Source organism: Streptomyces sp. NPDC059455 (assembly GCF_042750115.1).
Taxonomy (GTDB): domain Bacteria; phylum Actinomycetota; class Actinomycetes; order Streptomycetales; family Streptomycetaceae; genus Streptomyces; species Streptomyces endocoffeicus.
The window spans coordinates 52878-73975 of record NZ_JBHYVB010000016.1 but is presented as its reverse complement, the minus strand read 5'-3'; the positions used below and the strand labels follow the sequence as shown (position 1 = coordinate 73975).

Genomic DNA, 21098 nt, shown 5'->3' with positions numbered 1-21098 from the left:
CTCTCCATGCGGAACGGGCCCGCTCCCAGAATCTGGGGGCGGGCCCGTCCGTACGACGAAAGCCGTCGGAACGCCTCAGGCGTCCTTCGACTCCTCGGCCTCGGCCTCGGCCGGAGCCTCGGCGGCCTCGGCGGCCGGGGTCTCCTTCTTGAGGTCCGCGACGGCCTGGTCACCGGCAGCGTCCTTGGCGGTGCGCTTGGTGGCCGCCTCGGCCTCGCCCACGGCCTCCTGCTGCACGGTCAGCGCCTCGACCAGCTCGATGACCGCCATCGGGGCGTTGTCGCCACGACGGTTACCGATCTTGGTGATGCGGGTGTAGCCACCCGGCCGGTTCTCGTAGCGCGGCCCGATCTCGGTGAAGAGGGTGTGCACGACGCTCTTGTCGCGGATGGTCTGGAGCACCAGACGGCGGTTGTGAAGGTCGCCCTTCTTCGCCTTGGTGACCAGCTTCTCCGCGACCGGGCGCAGGCGGCGGGCCTTCGCCTCGGTGGTGGTGATCCGGCCGTGCTCGAACAGCGCGGTGGCGAGGTTCGCCAGCAGGAGCCGCTCGTGCGCAGCGCTGCCGCCCAGACGGGCGCCCTTGGCGGGCTTCGGCATATGTATCTCCTAGATGTCTGCACCGGCCGTATCAGGTACCGGTGTCAGTGGACAAAATCCAGCCCGTCCGGCGATTGAGGACAAGCCCTCAGCCACAGCGGACCAGCAGGTTCTAGTACTGCTCGGTCTCCACGAAACCCGCGTCCGCGTCGTCGTCGGCGCCGAAGGCGTCAGCGGCGGCGGTCGGGTCGAATCCGGGCGGGCTGTCCTTGAGCGCGAGGCCCATACCGGCCAGCTTCGCCTTGACCTCGTCGATCGACTTGGCGCCGAAGTTCCGGATGTCGAGCAGGTCCGCCTCGGACCGCGCCACGAGCTCACCCACGGAGTGGATGCCCTCGCGCTTGAGGCAGTTGTACGAACGAACGGTGAGCTCGAGCTCCTCGATCGGCAGCGCCAGATCGGCGGCCAGGGCGGCGTCCGTCGGGGACGGGCCCATGTCGATGCCCTCGGCGTCCACGTTCAGCTCGCGGGCCAGGCCGAACAGCTCGACCAGGGTCTTACCGGCCGACGCCATGGCGTCACGCGGCCGCATGGCCTGCTTGGTCTCGACGTCGACGATCAGCTTGTCGAAGTCGGTGCGCTGCTCGACACGGGTCGCCTCGACCTTGTAGGTGACCTTGAGCACCGGCGAGTAGATCGAGTCGACCGGGATCCGGCCGATCTCCTGGCCGACCTGCTTGTTCTGCACGGCGGAGACATAGCCGCGACCGCGCTCGACGGTCAGCTCCATCTCCAGCTTGCCCTTGCCGTTCAGCGTGGCCAGGACCAGGTCGGGGTTGTGCACCTCGACACCGGCCGGCGGCGCGATGTCGGCGGCGGTGACCAGACCCGGGCCCTGCTTGCGCAGGTACATCACGACCGGCTCGTCGTGCTCCGAGGAGACGACCAGCTGCTTGATGTTGAGGATCAGGTCGGTGACGTCCTCCTTGACGCCCGGCACGGTGGTGAACTCGTGCAGGACCCCGTCGATCCGGATGGACGTGACCGCCGCACCGGGGATCGAGGAGAGGAGCGTACGACGCAGGGAGTTTCCGAGGGTGTAGCCGAAGCCCGGCTCCAGCGGCTCGATCACGAACCGGGAGCGGAATTCGTCGACGACCTCTTCGGTCAACGAGGGACGCTGAGCGATCAGCATGGGCATTGCCTCCAGTCTTCGGCGCCCGCTATTTGACGCCGAACCCTTCAATGGTACGGGCGGTACGTGCCAAACGGCTCCGTACCGCCCGACCCTCACATCAGCCGGCTACGCCGGCGAGCCTCGCTACTACTTGGAGTAGAGCTCGACGATCAGCTGCTCCTGCACCTGGGTGTCGATCACCTGGCGCTCGGGCATGGAGTGCACGAGGATCCGCAGCTGCGACGGAATGGCCTCCAGCCACGCCGGCACGGTGCGCTCGCCCGCCTCGGCCTGAGCCACCTGGAAGGGGGTCATGGTCCGGGACTTCGGACGAACCTCGACGATGTCGTTCACGGTGACCCGAGCCGACGGAATGTCGGTCTTGACGCCGTTCACGATGAAATGGCCGTGGCGGACCAGCTGACGGGCGTGGTCGCGGGACTTGGCGAAGCCGGCCCGGTAGACCACGTTGTCGAGTCGGGTCTCGAGGATGCGAAGAAGGTTCTCACCGGTCTTGCCGGTCTTCTTGTTCGCCTCCGCGTAGTAACCACGGAACTGCTTCTCAAGGACACCGTAGATGCGGGTCGCCTTCTGCTTCTCACGGAGCTGCAGCAGGTACTCGCTGTCCTTGGTGCGCCCGCGACCGTGCTCACCCGGGGGGTAAGGACGGATCTCGATCGGGCACTTCGCGCTCTCGCACTTGCTCCCCTTGAGGAAGAGCTTCTGCTTCTCCCGACGGCAACGCTTGCAGTCGGCCCCGGTGTAACGCGCCATTGTTTCTGTTGTCTCCTACTTCAGCCGGTCAGACACGCCGACGCTTGGGCGGGCGGCATCCGTTGTGCGGAGTCGGAGTGACGTCCTGGATCGAACCCACCTCCAGGCCGGTGGCCTGGAGCGAGCGGATCGCGGTCTCACGGCCGGAGCCCGGACCCTTGACGAACACGTCGACCTTGCGCATGCCGTGCTCCTGCGCGCGGCGGGCGGCCGACTCGGCGGCCATCTGCGCGGCGAACGGAGTGGACTTGCGCGAGCCCTTGAAGCCGACGTGGCCGGCCGAGGCCCAAGAGATCACGTTCCCGGTGGGGTCCGTGATCGAGACGATGGTGTTGTTGAACGTGCTCTTGATGTGAGCGTGCCCGTGGGCGACGTTCTTCTTCTCCTTGCGGCGCACCTTCTTGGCGCCCGCCGTCCTGCTCTTCGGAGGCATTCTCGAAATCTCCCGTGGAGGTGGTCGGTCCTACAGCTCGGACCGCTAGTCAGCGTCCGGTGCGGACTACTTCTTGCCCGGCTTCTTCTTACCGGCGATCGCGCGACGCGGGCCCTTGCGGGTGCGGGCGTTGGTCGACGTGCGCTGGCCGTGGACCGGAAGGCCACGGCGGTGGCGCAGACCCTGGTAGCAGCCGATCTCGACCTTGCGGCGGATGTCGGCCTGGATCTCGCGACGGAGGTCACCCTCGGTCTTGATGTTGTTGTCCACGTACTCGCGGATCTTGACCAGGTCCTCTTCGCCCAGGTCCCGCACGCGGGTGTCCGGGCTCACACCGGTGTGGGCGAGCGTCTGCTGGGCAAGGGTGCGACCGATGCCGAAGACGTAGGTGAGGGCGACCTCGACGCGCTTGTCGCGCGGGAGATCAACGCCTGCGAGGCGTGCCATGAATCTGGCTCCAGATGGTTGTCGGAGGTCTTCCGCAGCACCACTCCCGGCCGCCGTACGGAACGGCGCCCGGGTCCCCGGCCTCCGACCGGGGGTGTCGTCCCCGCGAGGCGGGAACGGGTGACTGCGTATGTACGCAAAGTTATGACGTCGCGCGAAGATACTGCGAGTGGTGCAGGATTCCGGCCGGTGTGCGTCAGCCCTGGCGCTGCTTGTGGCGCAGGTTGTCGCAAATGACCATGACCCGGCCGTGGCGGCGGATCACCTTGCACTTGTCGCAGATCTTCTTGACGCTCGGCTTGACCTTCATGGGTGTGAGGTTCTCCGGGTCGTGAGATCTACTTGTAGCGGTAGACGATCCGTCCGCGCGTGAGGTCGTACGGAGACAGCTCCACGACCACCCGGTCATCGGGCAGGATGCGGATGTAGTGCATGCGCATCTTGCCGCTGATGTGCGCGAGGACCTTGTGACCGTTCTGAAGCTCCACCTTGAACATCGCGTTCGGCAGAGACTCGATCACGGTGCCCTCGATTTCGATGGCGCCTTGCTTCTTGGCCATGTCCTGCTTTCGGGATCGGCTACCTTGATCGGCTCGCGACATGCGGGAGGGCATGCGAGAGCCGACGTGTCAGTCTACGTCAGGGCATCCCGAAACACGAATCCGGTGCTTCATGCCCCGATTTTGAGATCTTTATGCCCACGGAGATCGTCAGACGGAGATCGTCAGGCCAGCGGGTCGGGCGCGGTCTCCACGCCCAGCTCGGCCAGCTTGGCCTTGCCGCCGTCCACGGCGGTCAGCACCAGCGGGCCCTCCTCGGTCAGCGCGACCGAGTGCTCCCAGTGGCTGGACCAGGTGCCGTCATCCGTCTTGACCGTCCAGTCGTCGGCCAGCACATGCGTCTTCGCGGTACCCAGGCTCACCATGGGCTCGATCGCGATGCAGAAGCCGGAGACCAGCCGGGGGCCCTTGCCGCGCTTCTTGGAGACGTAGTTCAGCAGATGCGGGTCCATGTGCATCTGGGTGCCGATGCCGTGGCCGCCGTAGTCCTCGATGATCCCGTACTTACCGGAGGCCGGGCGGGGCTGGCGGCGGATGTAGCCCTCGATCGCCTTGGAGATGTCGACCAGCCGGTGGCCCTTGCGGACCGCCGCGATCCCGGCCCACATCGACTCCTCGGTGACCCGGCTGAGCTCGTACAGCTCCGGGTCGTGACCGGTGCCCACGAAGGCGGTGAAGGCGGCGTCGCCGTGCCAGCCGTCCACGATCGCGCCCGCGTCGATGGAGATGATGTCGCCGTCCTTGAGGACGGTCTCCCGGTCCGGGATGCCGTGCACCACGATGTCGTTCACCGAGGTGCAGATGGTGGCGGGGAAGCCGCCGTACCCCAGGAAGTTCGACTTGGCGCCGTGGTCCGCGATGACCTTACGGGCGACGTCGTCCAGGTCCTTGGTGCTGGCGCCGGGGACGGCCGCCGCCCGCGTCGCCTCGTGAATGGCGGCGACGACCAGTCCCGCCTCACGCATCTTCGCGATCTGCTCGGGAGTCTTGATCTCCACCATGGATGCCTTCCGGGTCAGTCTCTGGTGCGGCGGTATGTGCCGTGGCGTATCTGCTCAACAGTACGGCCGCGACGCCCCGGACGGGGCATCGCGGCCGGTGACAGCCTGCGTTCGCTAGGCCGCCTTGGCGGCCAGGGCGTCCATCGCCCGCTGGGTGACCTCGGACACCTTGCCCAGCGCCGAGATCGTCACGACCAGGCCCTTGGTCTTGTAGTAGTCGATGATCGGCTCGGTCTCCCGGTGGTAGACCTCGAGGCGCTTGCGGACCGTCTCCTCGCTGTCGTCCTCGCGCTGGTACAGCTCGCCGCCGCAGACGTCGCACACACCCTGGACCTTCGGCGGCTTGTACTCCACATGGAAGGTGTGCGAGCTGTCATTGCGGCAGGTACGGCGGCCCGCGATGCGCTTGATCACCTCGGACTCGGGGACCTCCAGGTCCAGCACCGCGTCCAGCGAGACACCGCGCTGCCCCAGGTAGGTGTCCAGGGCCTCGGCCTGGATCTGGTTCCTCGGGAACCCGTCCAGCAGAAAGCCCCGCTGCGCGTCCTCCTGGTCCAGCCGGTCCTCCGCCATGCCGATGGTGACCTCGTCCGGTACCAGTTGTCCGGCCCGCATGTACTCCTGCGCCTGCTTGCCGAGGGGGGTGCCCTGGCTGATGTTCGCGCGGAACAGGTCGCCGGTGGAGATATGCGGGATCGACAGCTTCTCGGCGAGGTACGCGGCCTGCGTACCCTTGCCGGCTCCCGGAGGCCCGACGAGGACGATTCGCATCAGCGGAGGAACCCTTCGTAGTGTCGCTGCTGAAGCTGGCTCTCGATTTGCTTCACAGTCTCCAGGCCGACACCCACGATGATCAGGATGCTCGTGCCGCCGAACGGGAAGTTCTGATTGGCATTGAGCGTCACCAGCGCCACCGTGGGCACCAGGGCGATCAAGCCCAGATAGAGCGCACCGGGCCACGTGATGCGGTTCAGCACGTAGCTCAGATACTCCGCGGTGGGACGACCAGCCCGGATACCCGGGATGAAGCCACCATACTTCTTCATGTTGTCGGCAACTTCTTCGGGGTTGAAGCTGATGGCGACATAGAAGAATGCGAAGAAGACGATCAGCAGGAAGTACGTGGCGATGTAGATCGGGTGGTCGCCCTTGACGAAGTTCTGCGAGATCCAGGTCGCCCAGCCGGCCTTCGAATTCGAGAACTGGACGATCAGCGCCGGGATGTACAGCAGCGATGAGGCGAAGATCACGGGGATCACACCCGCCTGGTTCACCTTCATCGGGATGTAGGTGGACGTACCGCCGTACGAGCGACGGCCGATCATGCGTTTGGCGTACTGCACGGGGATCCGGCGCTGGGCCTGCTCGACGAAGACCACCAGGCCGACCATGGCCAGACCACAGAGGATCACCAGGCCGAACTCCAGCCAGCCGTCCATGATCTTGCCCTGCTGCTTGATGCTCCACATCGCGCTCGGGAAACCGGCGGCGATGGAGACGAACATCAGGATCGACATGCCGTTGCCGATGCCGCGGTCGGTGACCAGCTCACCGAGCCACATGATCAGCGCGGTGCCCGCGGTCATCGTGATGACCATCACGGCGGTGGTGAAGATCGAGTCGTCCCGTACGATCTGACCGCCGACCGGGCAGCTCTGGAAGAGCGAGCCGCTGCGGGCGGTGGCCACCAGGCCGGTGCCCTGGAGGATCGCCAGCGCGATCGTCAGATAGCGGGTGTACTGGGTGATCTTTCCTTGACCGGCCTGGCCCTCCTTCTTGAGGGCCTCGAGGCGCGGGATCACCACGGTCAGCAGCTGCAGGATGATGCTCGCCGTGATGTACGGCATGATCCCTAGCGCGAAGATGGTGATCTGGAGCAGTGCGCCACCACTGAACATGTTGACCAGGCCGAACAGCCCCTGCTGGCCCTTGGCGAGGTCCATGCACGTCTGGACGTTCTTATAGTCGATGCCCGGGATCGGGATATGTTGCCCGAGCCGGAAGAGCACGATGATGCCCAGCGTGAACAGCAGCTTCTTGCGCAGGTCGGGCGTCTTGAACGCCCGGGCGAACGCGGTGAGCACGGTGCCTCCTGCGCCCCCCGCGTCGCTTCGCGAGAGGTGACGGTCTTGAGGATCGACGGATACTTATCAGCCAGGACCCGCGCGGAGACGTACCGCGCGGAAGGTAACAACGCCAGCCACCTTACCGGCGACCCGGCCCCGCTTGGAACGACCAACCGGGGATGCCCCATATCTGGGGCACCCCCGGTCAGAAACGCACCGTGCTCAGACGAGCTCGGTGACGGTGCCACCGGCGGCGGTGATCTTCTCCTTGGCGGAGCCGGAGACGGCGTCGACCGTCACCCGCAGCGCCACGGAGACCTCACCGGAGCCCAGCACCTTGACGAGCTGGTTCTTACGAACCGCACCCTTGGCGACCAGGTCGGCCACCGTGACCTCGCCACCCTCGGGGTAGAGCGCGGCCAGCTTGTCCAGGTTCACGACCTGGTACTCGGTGCGGAAGGGGTTCTTGAAGCCCTTGAGCTTCGGGAGCCGCATGTGGAGGGGCATCTGCCCACCCTCGAAGCGCTCCGGAACCTGGTAGCGGGCCTTGGTGCCCTTGGTGCCACGACCAGCGGTCTTACCCTTGGACGCCTCACCACGACCGACACGGGTCTTGGCGGTCTTGGCGCCCGGGGCGGGCCGGAGGTTGTGGACCTTCAGCGGGTTGCTCTCCGCCATGTCAGTCGACCTCCTCGACCGTCACGAGGTGCCGCACGGTCTGCGCCATGCCGCGGAACTCGGGGCGGTCCTCCTTGACGACCACGTCGCCGAGCCTCTTCAGCCCGAGCGAACGCAGAGTGTCGCGGTGGTTCTGCTTGCTGCCGATGTACGACTTCGTCTGCGTGATCTTGAGGCGGGCCATGCTCACGCACCCACCCCGGCACGCGCCCGCAGCAGAGCGGCGGGGGCGACGTCCTCGAGCGGCAGACCACGACGGGCGGCGATCTCCTCGGGGCGCTGAAGGCCCCGCAGAGCGGCCACCGTGGCGTGCACGATGTTGATCGGGTTCGACGAGCCGAGCGACTTGCTCAGCACGTCGTGGATGCCCGCGCACTCCAGCACGGCACGCACCGGGCCACCGGCGATCACACCGGTACCGGGCGACGCCGGCTTCAGCAGCACGACACCCGCGGCCTCCTCACCCTGGATCGGGTGCGGGATGGTGCCGGCGATCCGGGGGACCTTGAAGAAGTGCTTCTTGGCCTCCTCCACGCCCTTGGCGATCGCGGCCGGCACCTCCTTGGCCTTGCCGTAACCGACACCCACGGTGCCGTCACCGTCGCCCACCACGACCAGCGCGGTGAAGCTGAAGCGACGACCACCCTTCACAACCTTGGCGACGCGGTTGATCGCGACAACACGCTCGACGTAAGCGGTCTTCTCGGCGGCAGCGCCACCGTCCCGCCGGTCCTTCCGGTCCCGCCGCTCGCCGCCACCGGCGCCGCCACCGCGGCGCTGGGGTCCAGCCATTGGATTTACCTCTCTCGTTTCCGCATTGCGTTGGAACCGGGGCTCAGAACTTCAGCCCGGCCTCGCGGGCGGCGTCCGCCAGAGCGGCGATGCGCCCGGCGTACTTGTTGCCACCGCGGTCGAACACGACGGCCTCGATGCCCGCGGCCTTCGCCCGCTCGGCCACCAGGGCGCCGACCTGCTGCGCCTGGGCGCTCTTGTCGCCCTCGGCCGCCCGGATGGAGCTGTCCAGCGTCGACGCCGAGGCCAGGGTGTGGCCCGCGATGTCGTCGATGACCTGCGCCACCATGTGCCGGTTGGACCGCGTCACCACGAGGCGGGGGCGGACCGGCGTACCGGAGACCCGCTTGCGGACGCGGATGTGACGCCGCTTGACGGCAGCGGCCTTGCGAGCGTTGCCCTTGGCAATCTTCACACCGTATGCCATGGCTTACTTACCAGCCTTTCCGACCTTGCGGCGGATGACTTCGCCCGCGTACTTCACGCCCTTGGCCTTGTACGGGTCGGGCTTGCGCAGCTTGCGGATGTTCGCGGCGACCTCGCCGACCTTCTGCTTGTCGATGCCCTCGACGCTCAGCTTGGTCGGGGACTCCACCTTGAAGGAGATGCCCTCCGGGGCCTCGACCAGGATCGGGTGGCTGTAGCCCAGGGAGAACTCCAGGTTGGAGCCCTTCGCCTGGACGCGGTAACCGACACCGCTGATTTCGAGCGCCTTGCTGTAGCCCTGGGTCACGCCGGTGATCATGTTCGCCACCAGCGTGCGCGACAGGCCGTGCAGGGCCTTGTTCTGACGCTCGTCGTTCGGGCGGGTGACAACGAGGACGTTGTCCTCACCCTTGGCGACGTCGATCGGCGCGGCGACGGTGTGCGAGAGAGAGCCCTTGGGACCCTTCACGGCGACCGTGCGGCCATCGATGGTGACGTCCACACCAGCGGGAACCTGGATGGGCAGCTTGCCAATGCGCGACATGTGCTTCCTCCGTTCCCTGGTTACCAGACGTAGGCGAGGACTTCCCCACCCACGCCCTTCTTGCCGGCCTGCTTGTCGGTGAGGAGCCCGTGCGACGTGGAGATGATCGCCACGCCCAGGCCGCCGAGCACCTTCGGCAGGTTGGTGGACTTTGCGTAGACCCGCAGGCCCGGCTTCGAGATCCGCTTGATGCCGGCGATCGAGCGCTCGCGGTTCGGGCCGAACTTCAGCTCGAGGATGAGGCTCTTGCCGACCTCGGCGTCCTCGACCTTCCAGCCGGTGATGTAGCCCTCCTGCTGGAGGATCTCCGCGATATGCGACTTGATCTTGCTGTGGGGCATCACGACGGAGTCGTGGTACGCCGAGTTCGCGTTTCGCAGACGCGTCAGCATGTCTGCGATCGGATCGGTCATGGTCATGATGGCCTTCGGCCTCTCTCGCCGGGGTTTCCTGTATGCGCCATCCCTCTCACCCGCTCAGTGGCGGGCACGGGTGCGGCGCGGGGACCTACGGCGTAGTAAGAATTCTGGGCGGCGAGCGCCCATCCGTTCCACTCTACGCGAGCGGACGGGTGGGCCTCGCCATCCATTTGCTTACCGAGAGCCCGGTACCAGCCCAAAGTTCCATCTTTCGCCCGCCAGGGCGTCCGTTGAGGGCGGTGGCGGGAGACGGGTGGGCTGGTTACCAGGAGCTCTTGGTCACGCCCGGCAGCTCGCCACGGTGAGCCATCTCACGGAGGCACACGCGGCACAGGCCGAACTTGCGGTACACGGAGTGCGGACGTCCGCAGCGCTGGCAGCGCGTGTACCCACGCACGCCGAACTTGGGCTTGCGGGCGGCCTTGGCAATGAGAGCCTTCTTCGCCACGGCTCACGCCTCCTTGAACGGGAAGCCGAGGTGACGCAGCAGGGCGCGGCCCTCTTCGTCGTTGGTCGCCGTGGTTACCACGGTGATGTCCATACCCCGGACGCGGTCGATCTTGTCCTGGTCGATCTCGTGGAACATGACCTGCTCCGTGAGACCGAAGGTGTAGTTGCCCCGGCCGTCGAACTGCTTCGGCGACAGACCGCGGAAGTCGCGGATGCGCGGAAGCGCGAGCGACACCAGGCGGTCCAGGAACTCCCACATGCGGTCACCCCGGAGGGTGACGTGGGCGCCGATCGGCTGGCCCTCACGCAGCTTGAACTGCGCGATGGACTTACGGGCCTTGGTGACGGCGGGCTTCTGGCCGGTGATCGTGGCGAGGTCGCGGATGGCGCCCTCGATCAGCTTGGAATCGCGGGCGGCATCGCCCACACCCATGTTGACCACGACCTTGGTCAGACCCGGGATCTGCATGACGTTCTCGTAGGAGAACTGCTCCTGCAGCTTGCCCTGGATCTCTTCGCGGTAGCGCCCCTTGAGGCGCGGTGCAGTGGTGGTGGCAGTCATCAGATGTCCTCACCGGTCCGCTTGGCAACGCGGATCTTGTTGCCCTCGTCGTCGAAGCGGTACCCGACGCGGGTGACGACCTTGTTACCGTCCTTCTCCACCACGAGCTGCACATTGCTCACGTGGATCGGGGCTTCGGTCGTCACGATGCCGCCGGTCTTCGAACCACGAGCGGTCTGTCCGGCCTTGGTGTGCTTCTTGACCCGGTTGACACCCTCGACCAGGACCCGGTCCTCGCGCGGGAAGGCCGCGATGACCTTGCCCTGCTTGCCCTTGTCCTTACCGGTGATGACCTGGACCAGGTCGCCCTTCTTGATCTTCATCGGTTACAGCACCTCCGGCGCGAGCGAGATGATCTTCATGAACTTCTTCTCGCGCAGCTCACGGCCCACCGGGCCGAAGATACGGGTGCCGCGGGGGTCGCCATCGTTCTTGAGGATGACGGCCGCGTTCTCGTCGAAGCGAATGTACGAACCGTCCGGGCGGCGGCGCTCCTTGACGGTGCGCACGATGACCGCCTTGACGACGTCACCCTTCTTCACGTTGCCACCGGGGATCGCGTCCTTGACGGTGGCGACGATGACGTCACCGATGCCCGCGTAGCGGCGACCGGAGCCACCGAGAACACGGATGCAAAGGATCTCCTTCGCGCCCGTGTTGTCGGCGACGCGCAGTCGCGACTCCTGCTGGATCACGTCTATCTCCTGATCGTCTGCCGGTTCCCGGCAGGGGCTGGATATATCCAGCCCCTGCCGAGCCTGGCGGAACTGGCCTGAGAGCTAATGCCCTCAGGGATTTACTTGGCCTTCTCGAGGATCTCGACGACGCGCCAGCGCTTGGTCGCGGACAGCGGCCGGGTCTCCATCAGGAGGACACGGTCGCCGACACCCGCGGCGTTCTGCTCGTCGTGCGCCTTGAGCTTGTTGGTACGGCGGATGACCTTGCCGTACAGCGCGTGCTTGACGCGGTCCTCGACTGCGACGACGACGGTCTTGTCCATCTTGTCGCTGACGACCAGACCCTCACGGGTCTTGCGGAAGCCGCGGTTCTGCGTTGCGTTCTCAGTCACATTCGTCTCGCTCATCAGGCGCTCTCCACCGTCTCGATGCCGAGCTCGCGCTCCCGCATCAGGGTGTAGATCCGGGCGATGTCCTTGCGGACGGCCTTCAGCCGGCCGTGGTTCTCGAGCTGTCCGGTCGCCGCCTGGAAGCGGAGGTTGAACAGCTCTTCCTTGGCCTCACGAAGCTTGCCAACGAGGTCCTCGTTGTTCAGCTCACGCAGCTCGGACGCCTTGATACCGGCCGCCATCACGACTCACCTGCCTCGCGCCGAACGATCCGGCACTTCATCGGGAGCTTGTGAGCAGCGCGGGTGAGCGCCTCACGCGCAGTCTTCTCGTTCGGGTAGGACAGCTCGAACATCACCCGACCGGGCTTGACGTTCGCGATCCACCACTCCGGCGAGCCCTTACCGGAACCCATGCGGGTCTCGGCAGGCTTCTTCGTCAGCGGACGGTCCGGGTAGATGTTGATCCAGACCTTGCCGCCACGCTTGATGTGGCGGGTCATCGCGATACGAGCGGCCTCGATCTGACGGTTGGTGACGTACGCCGGAGTGACGGCCTGGATGCCGTACTCGCCGAACGCCAGCTCCGTACCGCCCTTGGCCATGCCGGACCGCTTGGGGTGGTGCTGCTTGCGGTGCTTGACCCTGCGAGGGATCAGCATGGGGTCAGCTCTCCTTTCCGGCAGCGCTGGGCTCGGCGGCCGCGGCGGCGGGCGCCTCGGTCTTGGCGGCCTCGGGGGCGCCTGCCGACTGCTGCGGCTTACGGCCGCGGCCACCGCGCTCGCCACCACGGCGCTGCGGGCGGTCGCTGCCACCACGCGACGGGCGGTTGCCGGCGCGGGCGGCGGCGTTCTCGGCGCGGACCTCGGCGATGTTCTTCACATCGCCCTTGTAGATCCACACCTTGACGCCGATGCGGCCGAAGGTGGTCTTGGCCTCGAAGAAGCCGTAGTCGACGTTCGCGCGGAGCGTGTGCAGGGGCACGCGGCCCTCGCGGTAGAACTCCGAGCGGGACATCTCGGCGCCGCCGAGACGGCCACCACACTGGATCTTGATGCCCTTGGCACCGGCCTTCATCGAGCTCTGCATCGACTTGCGCATCGCACGACGGAAGGAGACGCGGGAGGACAGCTGCTCGGCGACGGCCTGGGCCACCAGCTGAGCGTCCACCTCGGGGTTCTTCACCTCGAGGATGTTGAGCTGCACCTGCTTGCCGGTGAGCTTCTCCAGCTCGCCGCGGATACGGTCGGCCTCCGCGCCGCGGCGGCCGATGACGATGCCCGGCCGGGCGGTGTGGATGTCGACGCGGACGCGGTCACGGGTGCGCTCGATCTCCACCTTGGAGATACCGGCGCGCTCCATGCCCTTCGTCATCATCCGGCGGATGGCGACGTCTTCCTTGACGTAGTCCTTGTACAGCTTGTCGGCGTACCAGCGCGACTTGAAGTCGGTGGTGATGCCGAGCCGGAACCCGTGCGGGTTTACCTTCTGGCCCATTACCGGGTTCCTTCCTTGCTGCTGACGACCACGGTGATGTGGCTGGTCCGCTTGCGGATCCGGTAGGCGCGGCCCTGGGCGCGCGGACGGAACCGCTTCAGAGTCGGGCCCTCGTCGACGTATGCCTCGGAGATGACGAGGCTGTCGGCGTCGGTGTGGTCGTAGTTGTGCGCGGCGTTGGCGATGGCGCTGTCCAGCACCTTGCCGACCGGCACGCTCGCGGCCTGCGGGGCGAAACGCAGGACCGCCTGGGCCTCCGTGGCACTCATGCCACGGATGAGGTCCACCACGCGGCGGGCCTTCATGGGCGTGACGCGGATGTACCGCGCCTGGGCCCTGGCTTCCATGGTTGTCCCTTCAGTGTCTGTCATGAGTCTTTTCCGCTGATCAGCGACGACGCGACTTGCGGTCGTCCTTCTCATGGCCGCGGAAGGTGCGGGTCGGCGCGAACTCGCCGAGCTTGTGGCCGACCATCGACTCGGTGACGAACACCGGGACGTGCTTGCGGCCGTCGTGCACCGCGATCGTGTGGCCGAGCATGGCCGGGACGATCATCGAGCGGCGGGACCAGGTCTTGATGACGTTCTTGGTGCCTGCTTCGTTCTGCGTGTCCACCTTCTTGATCAGGTGGTCGTCGACGAAGGGCCCCTTCTTGAGACTGCGCGGCATCTAAACCCGCTCCTAGCGCTTCTTGTTCGTCTTGCGGCGGCGGACGATGTACTTGTTGCTGGCCTTCTTCGGCGAGCGCGTACGGCCCTCCTTCTGACCCCACGGCGAGACCGGGTGGCGACCACCGGAGGTCTTGCCCTCACCACCACCGTGCGGGTGGTCGACGGGGTTCATGACCACACCACGAACGGTCGGGCGGACGCCCTTCCAGCGCATGCGGCCGGCCTTGCCCCAGTTGATGTTCGACTGCTCGGCGTTGCCGACCTCGCCGACGGTGGCGCGGCAGCGGACGTCGACCAGGCGGATCTCACCGGACGGCATGCGCAGGTGGGCCATGGAGCCCTCCTTCGCCAGCAGCTGCACGGAGGCACCCGCGGAGCGGGCGAACTTCGCGCCGCCGCCGGGCCGCAGCTCGATGGCGTGGAGCGTGGTACCAACCGGGATGTTGCGCAGCGAGAGGTTGTTACCGGGCTTGATGTCGGCGCCGGGGCCGTTCTCGATCCGGTCGTTCTGCTTCAGGCCACGCGGGGCGAGGATGTAGCGCTTCTCGCCGTCGGCGTAATGCAGCAGCGCGATGCGCGCGGTGCGGTTGGGGTCGTATTCGATGTGTGCGACCTTCGCCGGGACGCCGTCCTTGTCGTGACGGCGGAAGTCGATCACGCGGTACGCACGCTTGTGACCGCCACCCTGGTGGCGGACCGTGATGCGGCCGGCGTTGTTACGACCACCCTTGCTGTGCAGCGGGCGGACCAGCGACTTCTCCGGCGTGGACCGCGTGATCTCGACGAAGTCGGCGACGCTGGAGCCACGACGGCCCGGGGTCGTCGGCTTGTACTTGCGGATACCCATTTCTCAGTCCTCGGAAGATTCCGGACTTCTGGACGTTCCGATCTCCGTCAGGAGACCGGGCCGCCGAAGATGTCGATGCGGTCGCCCTCGGCGAGGGTCACGATGGCGCGCTTGGTGTCCTTGCGCTTGCCGTAGCCGGTCTTGGTCCGCTTGCGCTTACCCTGCCGGTTGATCGTGTTGACCCCGGTGACCTTGACCGAGAAGACCGCCTCGACGGCCTGCTTGATCTGGGTCTTGTTCGCGCGCGGGTCGACGATGAACGTGTACTTGTTCTCGTCCAGCAGCGCGTAGCTCTTCTCCGATACCACCGGCTTGACGAGAACGTCGCGGGGGTCGGTGAAGGTCTTGCTGGTGACAGCGGTCGCCTCACTCATCAGGCGGCGCTCCCTTCGGTCTTCTCAGCGGCCTTGGGACCAGCCACGAAGGACTCGAAGGCGGCCTTGGTGAAGACCACGTCATCGGAGACGAGCACGTCGTACGTGTTCAGCTGGCCCGGCTCCAGGATGTGCACCTGGGGCAGGTTGCGGGCGGACAGCCACGCGGCCTCGTCGCTCCGCTCGGCGATCAGGAGCACGTTCTTGCGCTCGCTGACCTTGCCCAGCAGGGACTTCGCGGCCTTGGTGGAGATCTCGCCGTCCACCACGCCGGTCACGACGTGAATCCGCTCGTGGCGCGCCCGGTCGGAGAGGGCACCGCGGAGCGCGGCGGCCTTCATCTTCTTCGGGGTGCGCTGGCTGTAGTCGCGCGGCACGGGGCCGTGCACGACGCCACCGCCGGCGAACTGCGGCGCGCGGGTCGAGCCCTGGCGCGCACGGCCGGTGCCCTTCTGGCGGTACGGCTTCTTGCCACCGCCTCGGACCTCACCGCGGGTCTTGGTCTTGTGCGTGCCCTGGCGGGCAGCGGCCAGCTGGGCGACGACGACCTGGTGGATCAGCGGAATGCTGACCTGCGCGTCGAAGATCTCCGCGGGGAGCTCGACGGTCCCGGCCTTGTCGCCTGCCGGCGAAAGGATGTCAATGGTGCTCATCGGTTACCTCAGGCCCCCTTGGCCGCGGTACGGACCAGGACGAGGCCGCCGTTCGGACCAGGAACCGCTCCCTTGATCAGGAGCAGACCCTTCTCCGCGTCAACGGCATGGACGGTCAGGTTCTGGGTGGTGACCCGCTCATTGCCCATGCGGCCGGCCATGCGCAGGCCCTTGAACACGCGGCCCGGGGTGGCGCAGCCACCGATGGAGCCCGGCGAGCGGTGCTTGCGCTGGGTGCCGTGGCCGGCGCCGAGGCCGGCGAAGCCGTGGCGCTTCATGACACCGGCGGTGCCCTTGCCCTTGCTGGTGCCGGTCACGTCGACCTTGACACCGGACTCGAACACCTCGGCCGTGACCTCCTGGCCGAGCGTGTACTCACCGGCGTCGGTGGTACGCAGCTCCACCAGGTGGCGGCGCGGGGTCACGTCCGCCTTGGCGAAGTGGCCCTTGAGCGGCTTGTTCACCTTGCGCGGGTCGATCTCGCCGAAGGCGATCTGGACGGCGTTGTAGCCGTCCGCGTCATCGGTGCGGACCTGGGTCACGACGCAGGGACCGGCCTTGACGACGGTGACCGGGACGACGCGGTTGTTCTCGTCCCACACCTGCGTCATACCGAGCTTCTCGCCCAGGACGCCCTTGATCTGCTTAGCCATCTCGCGCGTCACCTCAGAGCTTGATCTCGATGTCGACGCCGGCCGGCAGGTCGAGACGCATCAGCGAGTCAACCGTCTTCGGCGTGGGGTCGAGGATGTCGATGAGGCGCTTGTGCGTACGCATCTCGAAGTGCTCGCGCGAGTCCTTGTACTTGTGCGGCGACTTGATGACGCAGTACACGTTCTTCTCTGTGGGCAGCGGCACCGGGCCCGCGACCGACGCACCAGTCCTGGTCACCGTCTCGACGATCTTCTTCGCCGAGGAGTCGATGACCTCGTGGTCGTAAGCCTTGAGCCGGATGCGGATCTTCTGTCCCGCCATGGCTACTTCGTAGTCCTGTCTCTCGTAACGCTCTGGGACCCGATGGGATTCATGCCGTCCTCCACCTCACTCCCGACCCACGCGGTCGGGCGTGTCGCAGTCCTTCCCATAAATCTCCGCACGGAGATCCCTGATGAAGGGGGTTGCTGGGGGAGAAAGTCACCCACCGGGCGCCTGGCTGGGGCCCCGCTGACACTTCCCGGAAGATTCCCGTACTTCCGCCCCTGATCAGGGGCGACGAGTACTGTGGGACTCGCTTCCGGTCCTCCCGGCGGGAGGCGCGCAACATCGGCACTCAACCGAGCAACCTGGCTAGTGTGCCATATCGGCTGCTCCGGACGCCAATCAGGGGCCCGGAAGCGTACCCCTCGCGGGGCGCACTTCAAACTCGGCGCGCACCGGAGGCCGGGGCGCGGTGTCACACGCAGGTGTGAGATGCGGGATGTCACCCAATGTGACCCCGCGCACAACACGGCACAAGCCCCAACCGGTCACCCTCGCCACACGTCTCCCTCCAGGGGAACACACGACACACTCGCATCTCACTCCGGGGCACCGACATGCTCACGCGGCATGCGCGCGGCTGATTCACCCGCCCCGCCGACACCCCCTGGAAGCGCCCCCATGACCTCCACCGCGCAGGCCCCCGGCCCAGCCACCTCACCCCCGAGACAACGGGGGCGCACCACTCGGAGCGCCCGCCCCCGGAAGGTGGCGGTGGCACTGGCCACCGGTGTGGCCCTGATCGCCGGGGTCGTGTTCGCGTTACGCGACGACGGCGGCGGCAAGGGCGCGGCCCGCGCCACGGCCCCGGAAGCCCTGCCGCCCGACGCCATCTCGGCCACCTCCAGGCCCCCACGCCCGGGCTCCCCCGCCACCGCGAGCGGCGAGTTCGTCACCGCGAAGTCCTCCGGCGCGGCGATCGGCGAGGGAAGCGACCCGCGGCGGTTCAAGGTCATGGTGGAGAAGGGCACCGGGGTCGACGCGAAGCGGGCCGCGGCCGAAATCTCGGCGATCCTCGCCGACAAGCGCGGCTGGACCACCGACGGCAAGCACTCCTTCCAGCTGGTCGCCGACGGCCCCTCCGACTTCGAGGTGAAGATCGCCACCCCGGACACGGTCGACGAGATCTGCGGCGCCGTGGGCCTGGACACCCACGGCGAGGTCAACTGCGACGCCGGCTCCCAGATCATGGTCAACCTCAAACGCTGGAACACCGGCTCACCGGAGTTCTCCGGCCCCATCAGCGGCTACCGGGCACTGATCGTCAACCACGAGGTCGGCCACCGCATCGGCCACGGCCACGAGTCCTGCCCCGGGAAGGGCAAACGGGCACCGGTGATGATGCAGCAGATATACGGGCTCAAGGGCTGTGTCGCGAACGAGTGGCCCTACAGCGCGAATGGCAGGTACATCGAGGGCCCGGCGGTCCCGTGACGACTACATGTGATCGATCTGGGTCAGGTCGATGGACGGGATCTTCGACGGTGTGTCCACGGTGGCGTCCCTATGTGCGGCAACGGCGCTGGGCAGCTTCCTGGTGATCAAGCAGATCTGCGTGTCCCACGAGGCGGCGCGGAGCGGCATCGCCTCGATGCTCAATTACCACGTCATCGACCAGGCGTCAGGCGTCAGCGCTATGCGTCGGCGGTAGGCGTCTGCCCCGTGACGGCGATGTGTCCGATCTGTGACCGATACCTCCCGGCCAACGGACAACCTGTCAAGATCACCCACCGTCTCTTCACTCGGAGCAGCCGGAGACTACGCGCTGCCGAAGTGACAGGGTCACCAAATTGAACAGTCGATGGACATCGCGGGGGGCGCGGACCACCCGCAGGCAGACGCTCGCCGCGCTGGCAGCGCTCACCGCCGGGGGAGCCGTGGGGGTTGCCGGGGTCACCGGGATCGCCGGATGCGGGGCCGGACATTCGCGCGGCGCGGAAGCCGGGCCGGCGCGGGCCAGTGAGCCCGGGGCGGCGGAGCCGTTCACCTCGACGGTGGGCGACAAGCGGGCGCTGCTGCTGCAGATCATGGCGCACCCCGACGACGATCTGTACTTCATGAACCCGGACGCCGAGCATGTGCTGCGCTCCGGCGTCCCGGTGGTGTGCGTGTACGTCACGGCCGGTGAGGCCCGGGGGATCAACCATCGGGCGGGGACGCCGATCCCGCACGCCGACAAGGCCGCGTACTCCGCCTCCCGCCACCAGGGGTTGCGGCAGGCGTACGCGCAGATGATGGGGCTGAACCAGTTCGCGCCCTGGCAACGGTCGGTGCTGCGGCTGCCCGGCGGGGTCACCGCGGAGACCAACACCCTCGCCAACGGCACCCGCAGCGCCCGGCTGATCTTCCTCAACATCGCGATGCTGTCGGACGGCGGCGTACGGCTCCCCGCGCTGTGGGACACCCCGGGCACCGTGATGCGCACCCTCCTGGCCGCCGGCTCCCCCGTGGCGCACCCCAGCTCGTACGGCCATCGGACGCTGGTCGACGTGCTCGCCGGGATCATGGACCGCTATCGGCCCACGCTGATCCACACACTGGACCCGGACCCCGACTTCCAGGTGCACGACGTGCTGCACCCCAAGGACAACGATCAGCCGGGCTGCTCGGACCACCGCGACCACACGCCGGTCGCGCTGTTCACCTGGAAGGCGATCGCCCAGTGGGTGGCCGCCGCCACGCGGCGCGACAAGCACGCCCCGCGCTTCACCACCACCGCGTTCCGCGGCTACTACAACCAGCGCTGGCCGCACAATCTGCCGCCCGCGGTGCTCGCCCAGAAGGCGCGGGCGATCAAGTCCTACGGCGGTGCGCCGGACTGGGACTGCGGCAACGCGGCCGGCTGCGGCGACTACAGCCAGGGCGGGTTACGCCCGCTGCGGAACCGCAAGGGCTGGATCCGCTCCACCCACTACCGCTACCCCACCCCGCTGCCCGCCCCCACCACGGACGCCCAGGGGCGGCTCGTGGCGTACGGCGTGCTCGGCACCCAGGCCGTGCGGTGGCGCGAGACCGGGCCCGGCAGCGGGCGGTTCGGGGCGCCGCAGGGGCTCGGCGGCGGACCGCTCGCCCCGGCGCTCGCCGCGGTGCGGGACAGCGCGGGACGGCAGGTGCTGTTCGCCCTGCGGTTCGCGGCGCTGGCCGGGCAGGGCGCGGGCGACCTGCGCGAGATCGTGGTGCTGGAGCAGCGCCGCCCGGACGGCCCGTTCCGCGCCTGGACCGGCCTCGGCACCCCCGAGAGCGACCCCGAGCACGGCCGCCGGGTCGGCTGCCCGGCGGCGGTCGCCACCCCGGACGGCCGGGTGCACCTCTTCGTACGGACCGCCGACAAGAGCCTGGCCACCCGGGTACGGGACGCCGGCGGCCACTGGGGTCCCTGGCAGCGGCTCGGCGGCGCCGAGATCCAGGACGGGCTGACCGCGCTGCTGGACGCGGAGGGGCAGGTCCATGTCCTCGCCCCCGGCCGCGACACCGTCCACCACTGGGCCCAGGAGTGGGCCGGCGGCCCGGTCGCCCTGCGCCCGCCGTCCGGTCTGCCGCGCCCCGGCGGGGATCCGCTGGGCGCCGCGGTGGCGCCCGACGGCACGCTCGCGCTGATCTACCGCACCCCCACGGCCACCGTGCCCGCCGTCCACGGGAAAACCTCCCTCACGGTGCGGCACTTCGAGGGCTACGGGGCGATCGCCGCCCACACCGTGGCCGAACCATCCGGCCGCCGCGAGGGGAAGACGCTGCTGCTGGCCGGACGCGACCTGGGCGGGGAGGTCCAGGTCCAGTACGGCACCGGCCCGGACGCCAGACCGCTGCGCTCCCCCGGCCACCTGACCCCGGTCGGCGCCCCGGCCCTTCTGGCGGACGACGGCCACCAGGGCGTCTGCGTGGTGGGCCTGTCCCCCGACGCCACCCCCTGGATCTGGCGCCCCCGCCCCACGAAACGGACCTGACGGCCCGGCTTACCACCGGATGAGGCGGAGCCGGGGGCACCGTCCCCAGCCCGCGTCATCCGGCCCACGCCCCGGCGCCACATCCGGGTGGCGCCGGGTCTGCTCCCGGCCCCCGGCCGCGTCCCCTGCCTCGCCCGATTCGCGTTCGCCGTGCGGTTTCGCCGATGGGCGGGCGGCATGGGCGGGCCCCACCCGGCGTCTCG

General features: G+C 67.8%; 34 protein-coding genes. 3 read left to right on the top strand and 31 right to left on the bottom strand.

Annotated features, from left to right (window positions below):
• Positions 1-75 precede the first annotated feature (75 nt).
• The 31 genes from rplQ to rpsJ all read right to left on the bottom strand — a co-directional run bounded on the left by rplQ (position 76) and on the right by rpsJ (position 16948).
• Positions 76-597, bottom strand: a complete 522-nt coding sequence (gene rplQ, locus ACFXB5_RS08320) for a 50S ribosomal protein L17 (protein WP_385203995.1) — start codon at positions 595-597, stop codon at positions 76-78.
• A gap of 112 nt (positions 598-709) precedes the next feature.
• On the bottom strand, positions 710-1732 hold the full coding sequence (locus tag ACFXB5_RS08315) for a DNA-directed RNA polymerase subunit alpha (protein WP_009715858.1): 1023 nt from the start codon (positions 1730-1732) through the stop codon (positions 710-712).
• Positions 1733-1861: 129 nt separating this feature from the next.
• Positions 1862-2488, bottom strand: coding sequence for a 30S ribosomal protein S4 (gene rpsD, locus ACFXB5_RS08310; protein ID WP_385203992.1), 627 nt, complete (start codon positions 2486-2488; stop codon positions 1862-1864).
• A 28-nt stretch (positions 2489-2516) separates the two neighbouring features.
• The gene (gene rpsK, locus ACFXB5_RS08305) at positions 2517-2921 is read right to left on the bottom strand and encodes a 30S ribosomal protein S11 (RefSeq protein WP_009715860.1); all 405 of its coding nucleotides are present in this window, start codon (positions 2919-2921) and stop codon (positions 2517-2519) included.
• Positions 2922-2987: 66 nt separating this feature from the next.
• Entirely contained in the window at positions 2988-3368 is a 381-nt protein-coding gene (gene rpsM / locus ACFXB5_RS08300) for a 30S ribosomal protein S13 (RefSeq protein ID WP_385203989.1), read from the bottom strand.
• 196 nt (positions 3369-3564) lie between these two features.
• Positions 3565-3678 (bottom strand): 50S ribosomal protein L36, encoded by a 114-nt coding sequence (gene rpmJ, locus ACFXB5_RS08295; RefSeq protein ID WP_003956441.1) that lies wholly within the window; start codon positions 3676-3678, stop codon positions 3565-3567.
• Positions 3679-3706: 28 nt separating this feature from the next.
• On the bottom strand, positions 3707-3928 hold the full coding sequence (gene infA, locus ACFXB5_RS08290; RefSeq protein WP_003956442.1) for a translation initiation factor IF-1: 222 nt from the start codon (positions 3926-3928) through the stop codon (positions 3707-3709).
• Positions 3929-4092: 164 nt separating this feature from the next.
• Positions 4093-4929, bottom strand: a complete 837-nt coding sequence (gene map / locus ACFXB5_RS08285) for a type I methionyl aminopeptidase (protein ID WP_201851668.1) — start codon at positions 4927-4929, stop codon at positions 4093-4095.
• A 114-nt stretch (positions 4930-5043) separates the two neighbouring features.
• Entirely contained in the window at positions 5044-5700 is a 657-nt protein-coding gene (locus ACFXB5_RS08280) for an adenylate kinase (RefSeq protein ID WP_385203987.1), read from the bottom strand.
• Positions 5700-7013, bottom strand: a complete 1314-nt coding sequence (secY, locus tag ACFXB5_RS08275) for a preprotein translocase subunit SecY (RefSeq protein WP_020869246.1) — start codon at positions 7011-7013, stop codon at positions 5700-5702. Before secY ends, ACFXB5_RS08280 begins: the two co-directional genes overlap by 1 nt.
• A gap of 204 nt (positions 7014-7217) precedes the next feature.
• On the bottom strand, positions 7218-7673 hold the full coding sequence (gene rplO, locus ACFXB5_RS08270) for a 50S ribosomal protein L15 (protein WP_385203983.1): 456 nt from the start codon (positions 7671-7673) through the stop codon (positions 7218-7220).
• 1 nt (position 7674) lies between these two features.
• Positions 7675-7857, bottom strand: a complete 183-nt coding sequence (gene rpmD / locus ACFXB5_RS08265; protein ID WP_044571656.1) for a 50S ribosomal protein L30 — start codon at positions 7855-7857, stop codon at positions 7675-7677.
• Positions 7858-7859: 2 nt separating this feature from the next.
• A complete protein-coding gene (gene rpsE / locus ACFXB5_RS08260; protein WP_385203980.1) occupies positions 7860-8465 on the bottom strand; it encodes a 30S ribosomal protein S5 in 606 nt (201 codons plus the stop codon).
• 43 nt (positions 8466-8508) lie between these two features.
• On the bottom strand, positions 8509-8892 hold the full coding sequence (rplR, locus tag ACFXB5_RS08255; protein ID WP_020869251.1) for a 50S ribosomal protein L18: 384 nt from the start codon (positions 8890-8892) through the stop codon (positions 8509-8511).
• A 3-nt stretch (positions 8893-8895) separates the two neighbouring features.
• Positions 8896-9435 (bottom strand): 50S ribosomal protein L6, encoded by a 540-nt coding sequence (gene rplF, locus ACFXB5_RS08250; protein ID WP_385203977.1) that lies wholly within the window; start codon positions 9433-9435, stop codon positions 8896-8898.
• A 20-nt stretch (positions 9436-9455) separates the two neighbouring features.
• A complete protein-coding gene (gene rpsH / locus ACFXB5_RS08245) occupies positions 9456-9854 on the bottom strand; it encodes a 30S ribosomal protein S8 (RefSeq protein WP_037952895.1) in 399 nt (132 codons plus the stop codon).
• Positions 9855-10116: 262 nt separating this feature from the next.
• Positions 10117-10302, bottom strand: a complete 186-nt coding sequence (locus ACFXB5_RS08240; protein ID WP_003948630.1) for a type Z 30S ribosomal protein S14 — start codon at positions 10300-10302, stop codon at positions 10117-10119.
• A gap of 3 nt (positions 10303-10305) precedes the next feature.
• Positions 10306-10866: a 50S ribosomal protein L5 gene (rplE, locus tag ACFXB5_RS08235; protein WP_201851662.1), complete on the bottom strand. Its 561-nt coding sequence runs from the start codon at positions 10864-10866 to the stop codon at positions 10306-10308.
• Positions 10866-11189, bottom strand: coding sequence for a 50S ribosomal protein L24 (rplX, locus tag ACFXB5_RS08230; protein ID WP_014054173.1), 324 nt, complete (start codon positions 11187-11189; stop codon positions 10866-10868). Before rplX ends, rplE begins: the two co-directional genes overlap by 1 nt.
• Before the next feature lie 3 nt (positions 11190-11192).
• A complete protein-coding gene (gene rplN / locus ACFXB5_RS08225; protein ID WP_003998823.1) occupies positions 11193-11561 on the bottom strand; it encodes a 50S ribosomal protein L14 in 369 nt (122 codons plus the stop codon).
• Between the two features lie 101 nt (positions 11562-11662).
• Positions 11663-11950, bottom strand: coding sequence for a 30S ribosomal protein S17 (gene rpsQ, locus ACFXB5_RS08220; protein ID WP_014054172.1), 288 nt, complete (start codon positions 11948-11950; stop codon positions 11663-11665).
• Positions 11950-12174, bottom strand: coding sequence for a 50S ribosomal protein L29 (gene rpmC / locus ACFXB5_RS08215; protein WP_201851661.1), 225 nt, complete (start codon positions 12172-12174; stop codon positions 11950-11952). The genes rpsQ and rpmC overlap by 1 nt, the downstream gene beginning before the upstream one ends.
• Positions 12174-12593 carry a 50S ribosomal protein L16 gene (gene rplP, locus ACFXB5_RS08210; protein WP_014178774.1) on the bottom strand — a complete coding sequence of 140 codons (420 nt, stop codon included), beginning with the start codon at positions 12591-12593 and terminating at the stop codon, positions 12174-12176. Before rplP ends, rpmC begins: the two co-directional genes overlap by 1 nt.
• A gap of 4 nt (positions 12594-12597) precedes the next feature.
• Entirely contained in the window at positions 12598-13428 is an 831-nt protein-coding gene (gene rpsC, locus ACFXB5_RS08205; protein WP_385203972.1) for a 30S ribosomal protein S3, read from the bottom strand.
• Entirely contained in the window at positions 13428-13775 is a 348-nt protein-coding gene (gene rplV / locus ACFXB5_RS08200; RefSeq protein ID WP_014054168.1) for a 50S ribosomal protein L22, read from the bottom strand. The genes rpsC and rplV overlap by 1 nt, the downstream gene beginning before the upstream one ends.
• Positions 13776-13815: 40 nt before the next feature.
• Complete coding sequence (rpsS, locus tag ACFXB5_RS08195) at positions 13816-14097, bottom strand: 30S ribosomal protein S19 (RefSeq protein WP_020869258.1); 282 nt, start codon at positions 14095-14097, stop codon at positions 13816-13818.
• Positions 14098-14109: 12 nt separating this feature from the next.
• The gene (gene rplB / locus ACFXB5_RS08190; protein WP_069865209.1) at positions 14110-14946 is read right to left on the bottom strand and encodes a 50S ribosomal protein L2; all 837 of its coding nucleotides are present in this window, start codon (positions 14944-14946) and stop codon (positions 14110-14112) included.
• A gap of 47 nt (positions 14947-14993) precedes the next feature.
• Positions 14994-15320, bottom strand: a complete 327-nt coding sequence (gene rplW, locus ACFXB5_RS08185) for a 50S ribosomal protein L23 (protein WP_059148972.1) — start codon at positions 15318-15320, stop codon at positions 14994-14996.
• Positions 15320-15973 (bottom strand): 50S ribosomal protein L4, encoded by a 654-nt coding sequence (rplD, locus tag ACFXB5_RS08180; protein WP_385203969.1) that lies wholly within the window; start codon positions 15971-15973, stop codon positions 15320-15322. Before rplD ends, rplW begins: the two co-directional genes overlap by 1 nt.
• Before the next feature lie 8 nt (positions 15974-15981).
• Positions 15982-16626 carry a 50S ribosomal protein L3 gene (gene rplC, locus ACFXB5_RS08175; protein WP_201851657.1) on the bottom strand — a complete coding sequence of 215 codons (645 nt, stop codon included), beginning with the start codon at positions 16624-16626 and terminating at the stop codon, positions 15982-15984.
• Between the two features lie 13 nt (positions 16627-16639).
• The gene (gene rpsJ, locus ACFXB5_RS08170; RefSeq protein WP_003948644.1) at positions 16640-16948 is read right to left on the bottom strand and encodes a 30S ribosomal protein S10; all 309 of its coding nucleotides are present in this window, start codon (positions 16946-16948) and stop codon (positions 16640-16642) included.
• 624 nt (positions 16949-17572) lie between these two features.
• On the opposite strand from rpsJ, the gene ACFXB5_RS08165 reads away from it, so the two are divergent.
• The 3 genes from ACFXB5_RS08165 to ACFXB5_RS08155 all read left to right on the top strand — a co-directional run bounded on the left by ACFXB5_RS08165 (position 17573) and on the right by ACFXB5_RS08155 (position 20895).
• Positions 17573-18385, top strand: coding sequence for a DUF3152 domain-containing protein (locus ACFXB5_RS08165; RefSeq protein ID WP_385203967.1), 813 nt, complete (start codon positions 17573-17575; stop codon positions 18383-18385).
• Between the two features lie 31 nt (positions 18386-18416).
• Complete coding sequence (locus ACFXB5_RS08160; RefSeq protein ID WP_385203965.1) at positions 18417-18602, top strand: hypothetical protein; 186 nt, start codon at positions 18417-18419, stop codon at positions 18600-18602.
• 139 nt (positions 18603-18741) lie between these two features.
• On the top strand, positions 18742-20895 hold the full coding sequence (locus ACFXB5_RS08155) for a PIG-L family deacetylase (RefSeq protein ID WP_385203963.1): 2154 nt from the start codon (positions 18742-18744) through the stop codon (positions 20893-20895).
• The last annotated feature ends 203 nt before the right edge of the window (positions 20896-21098 follow it).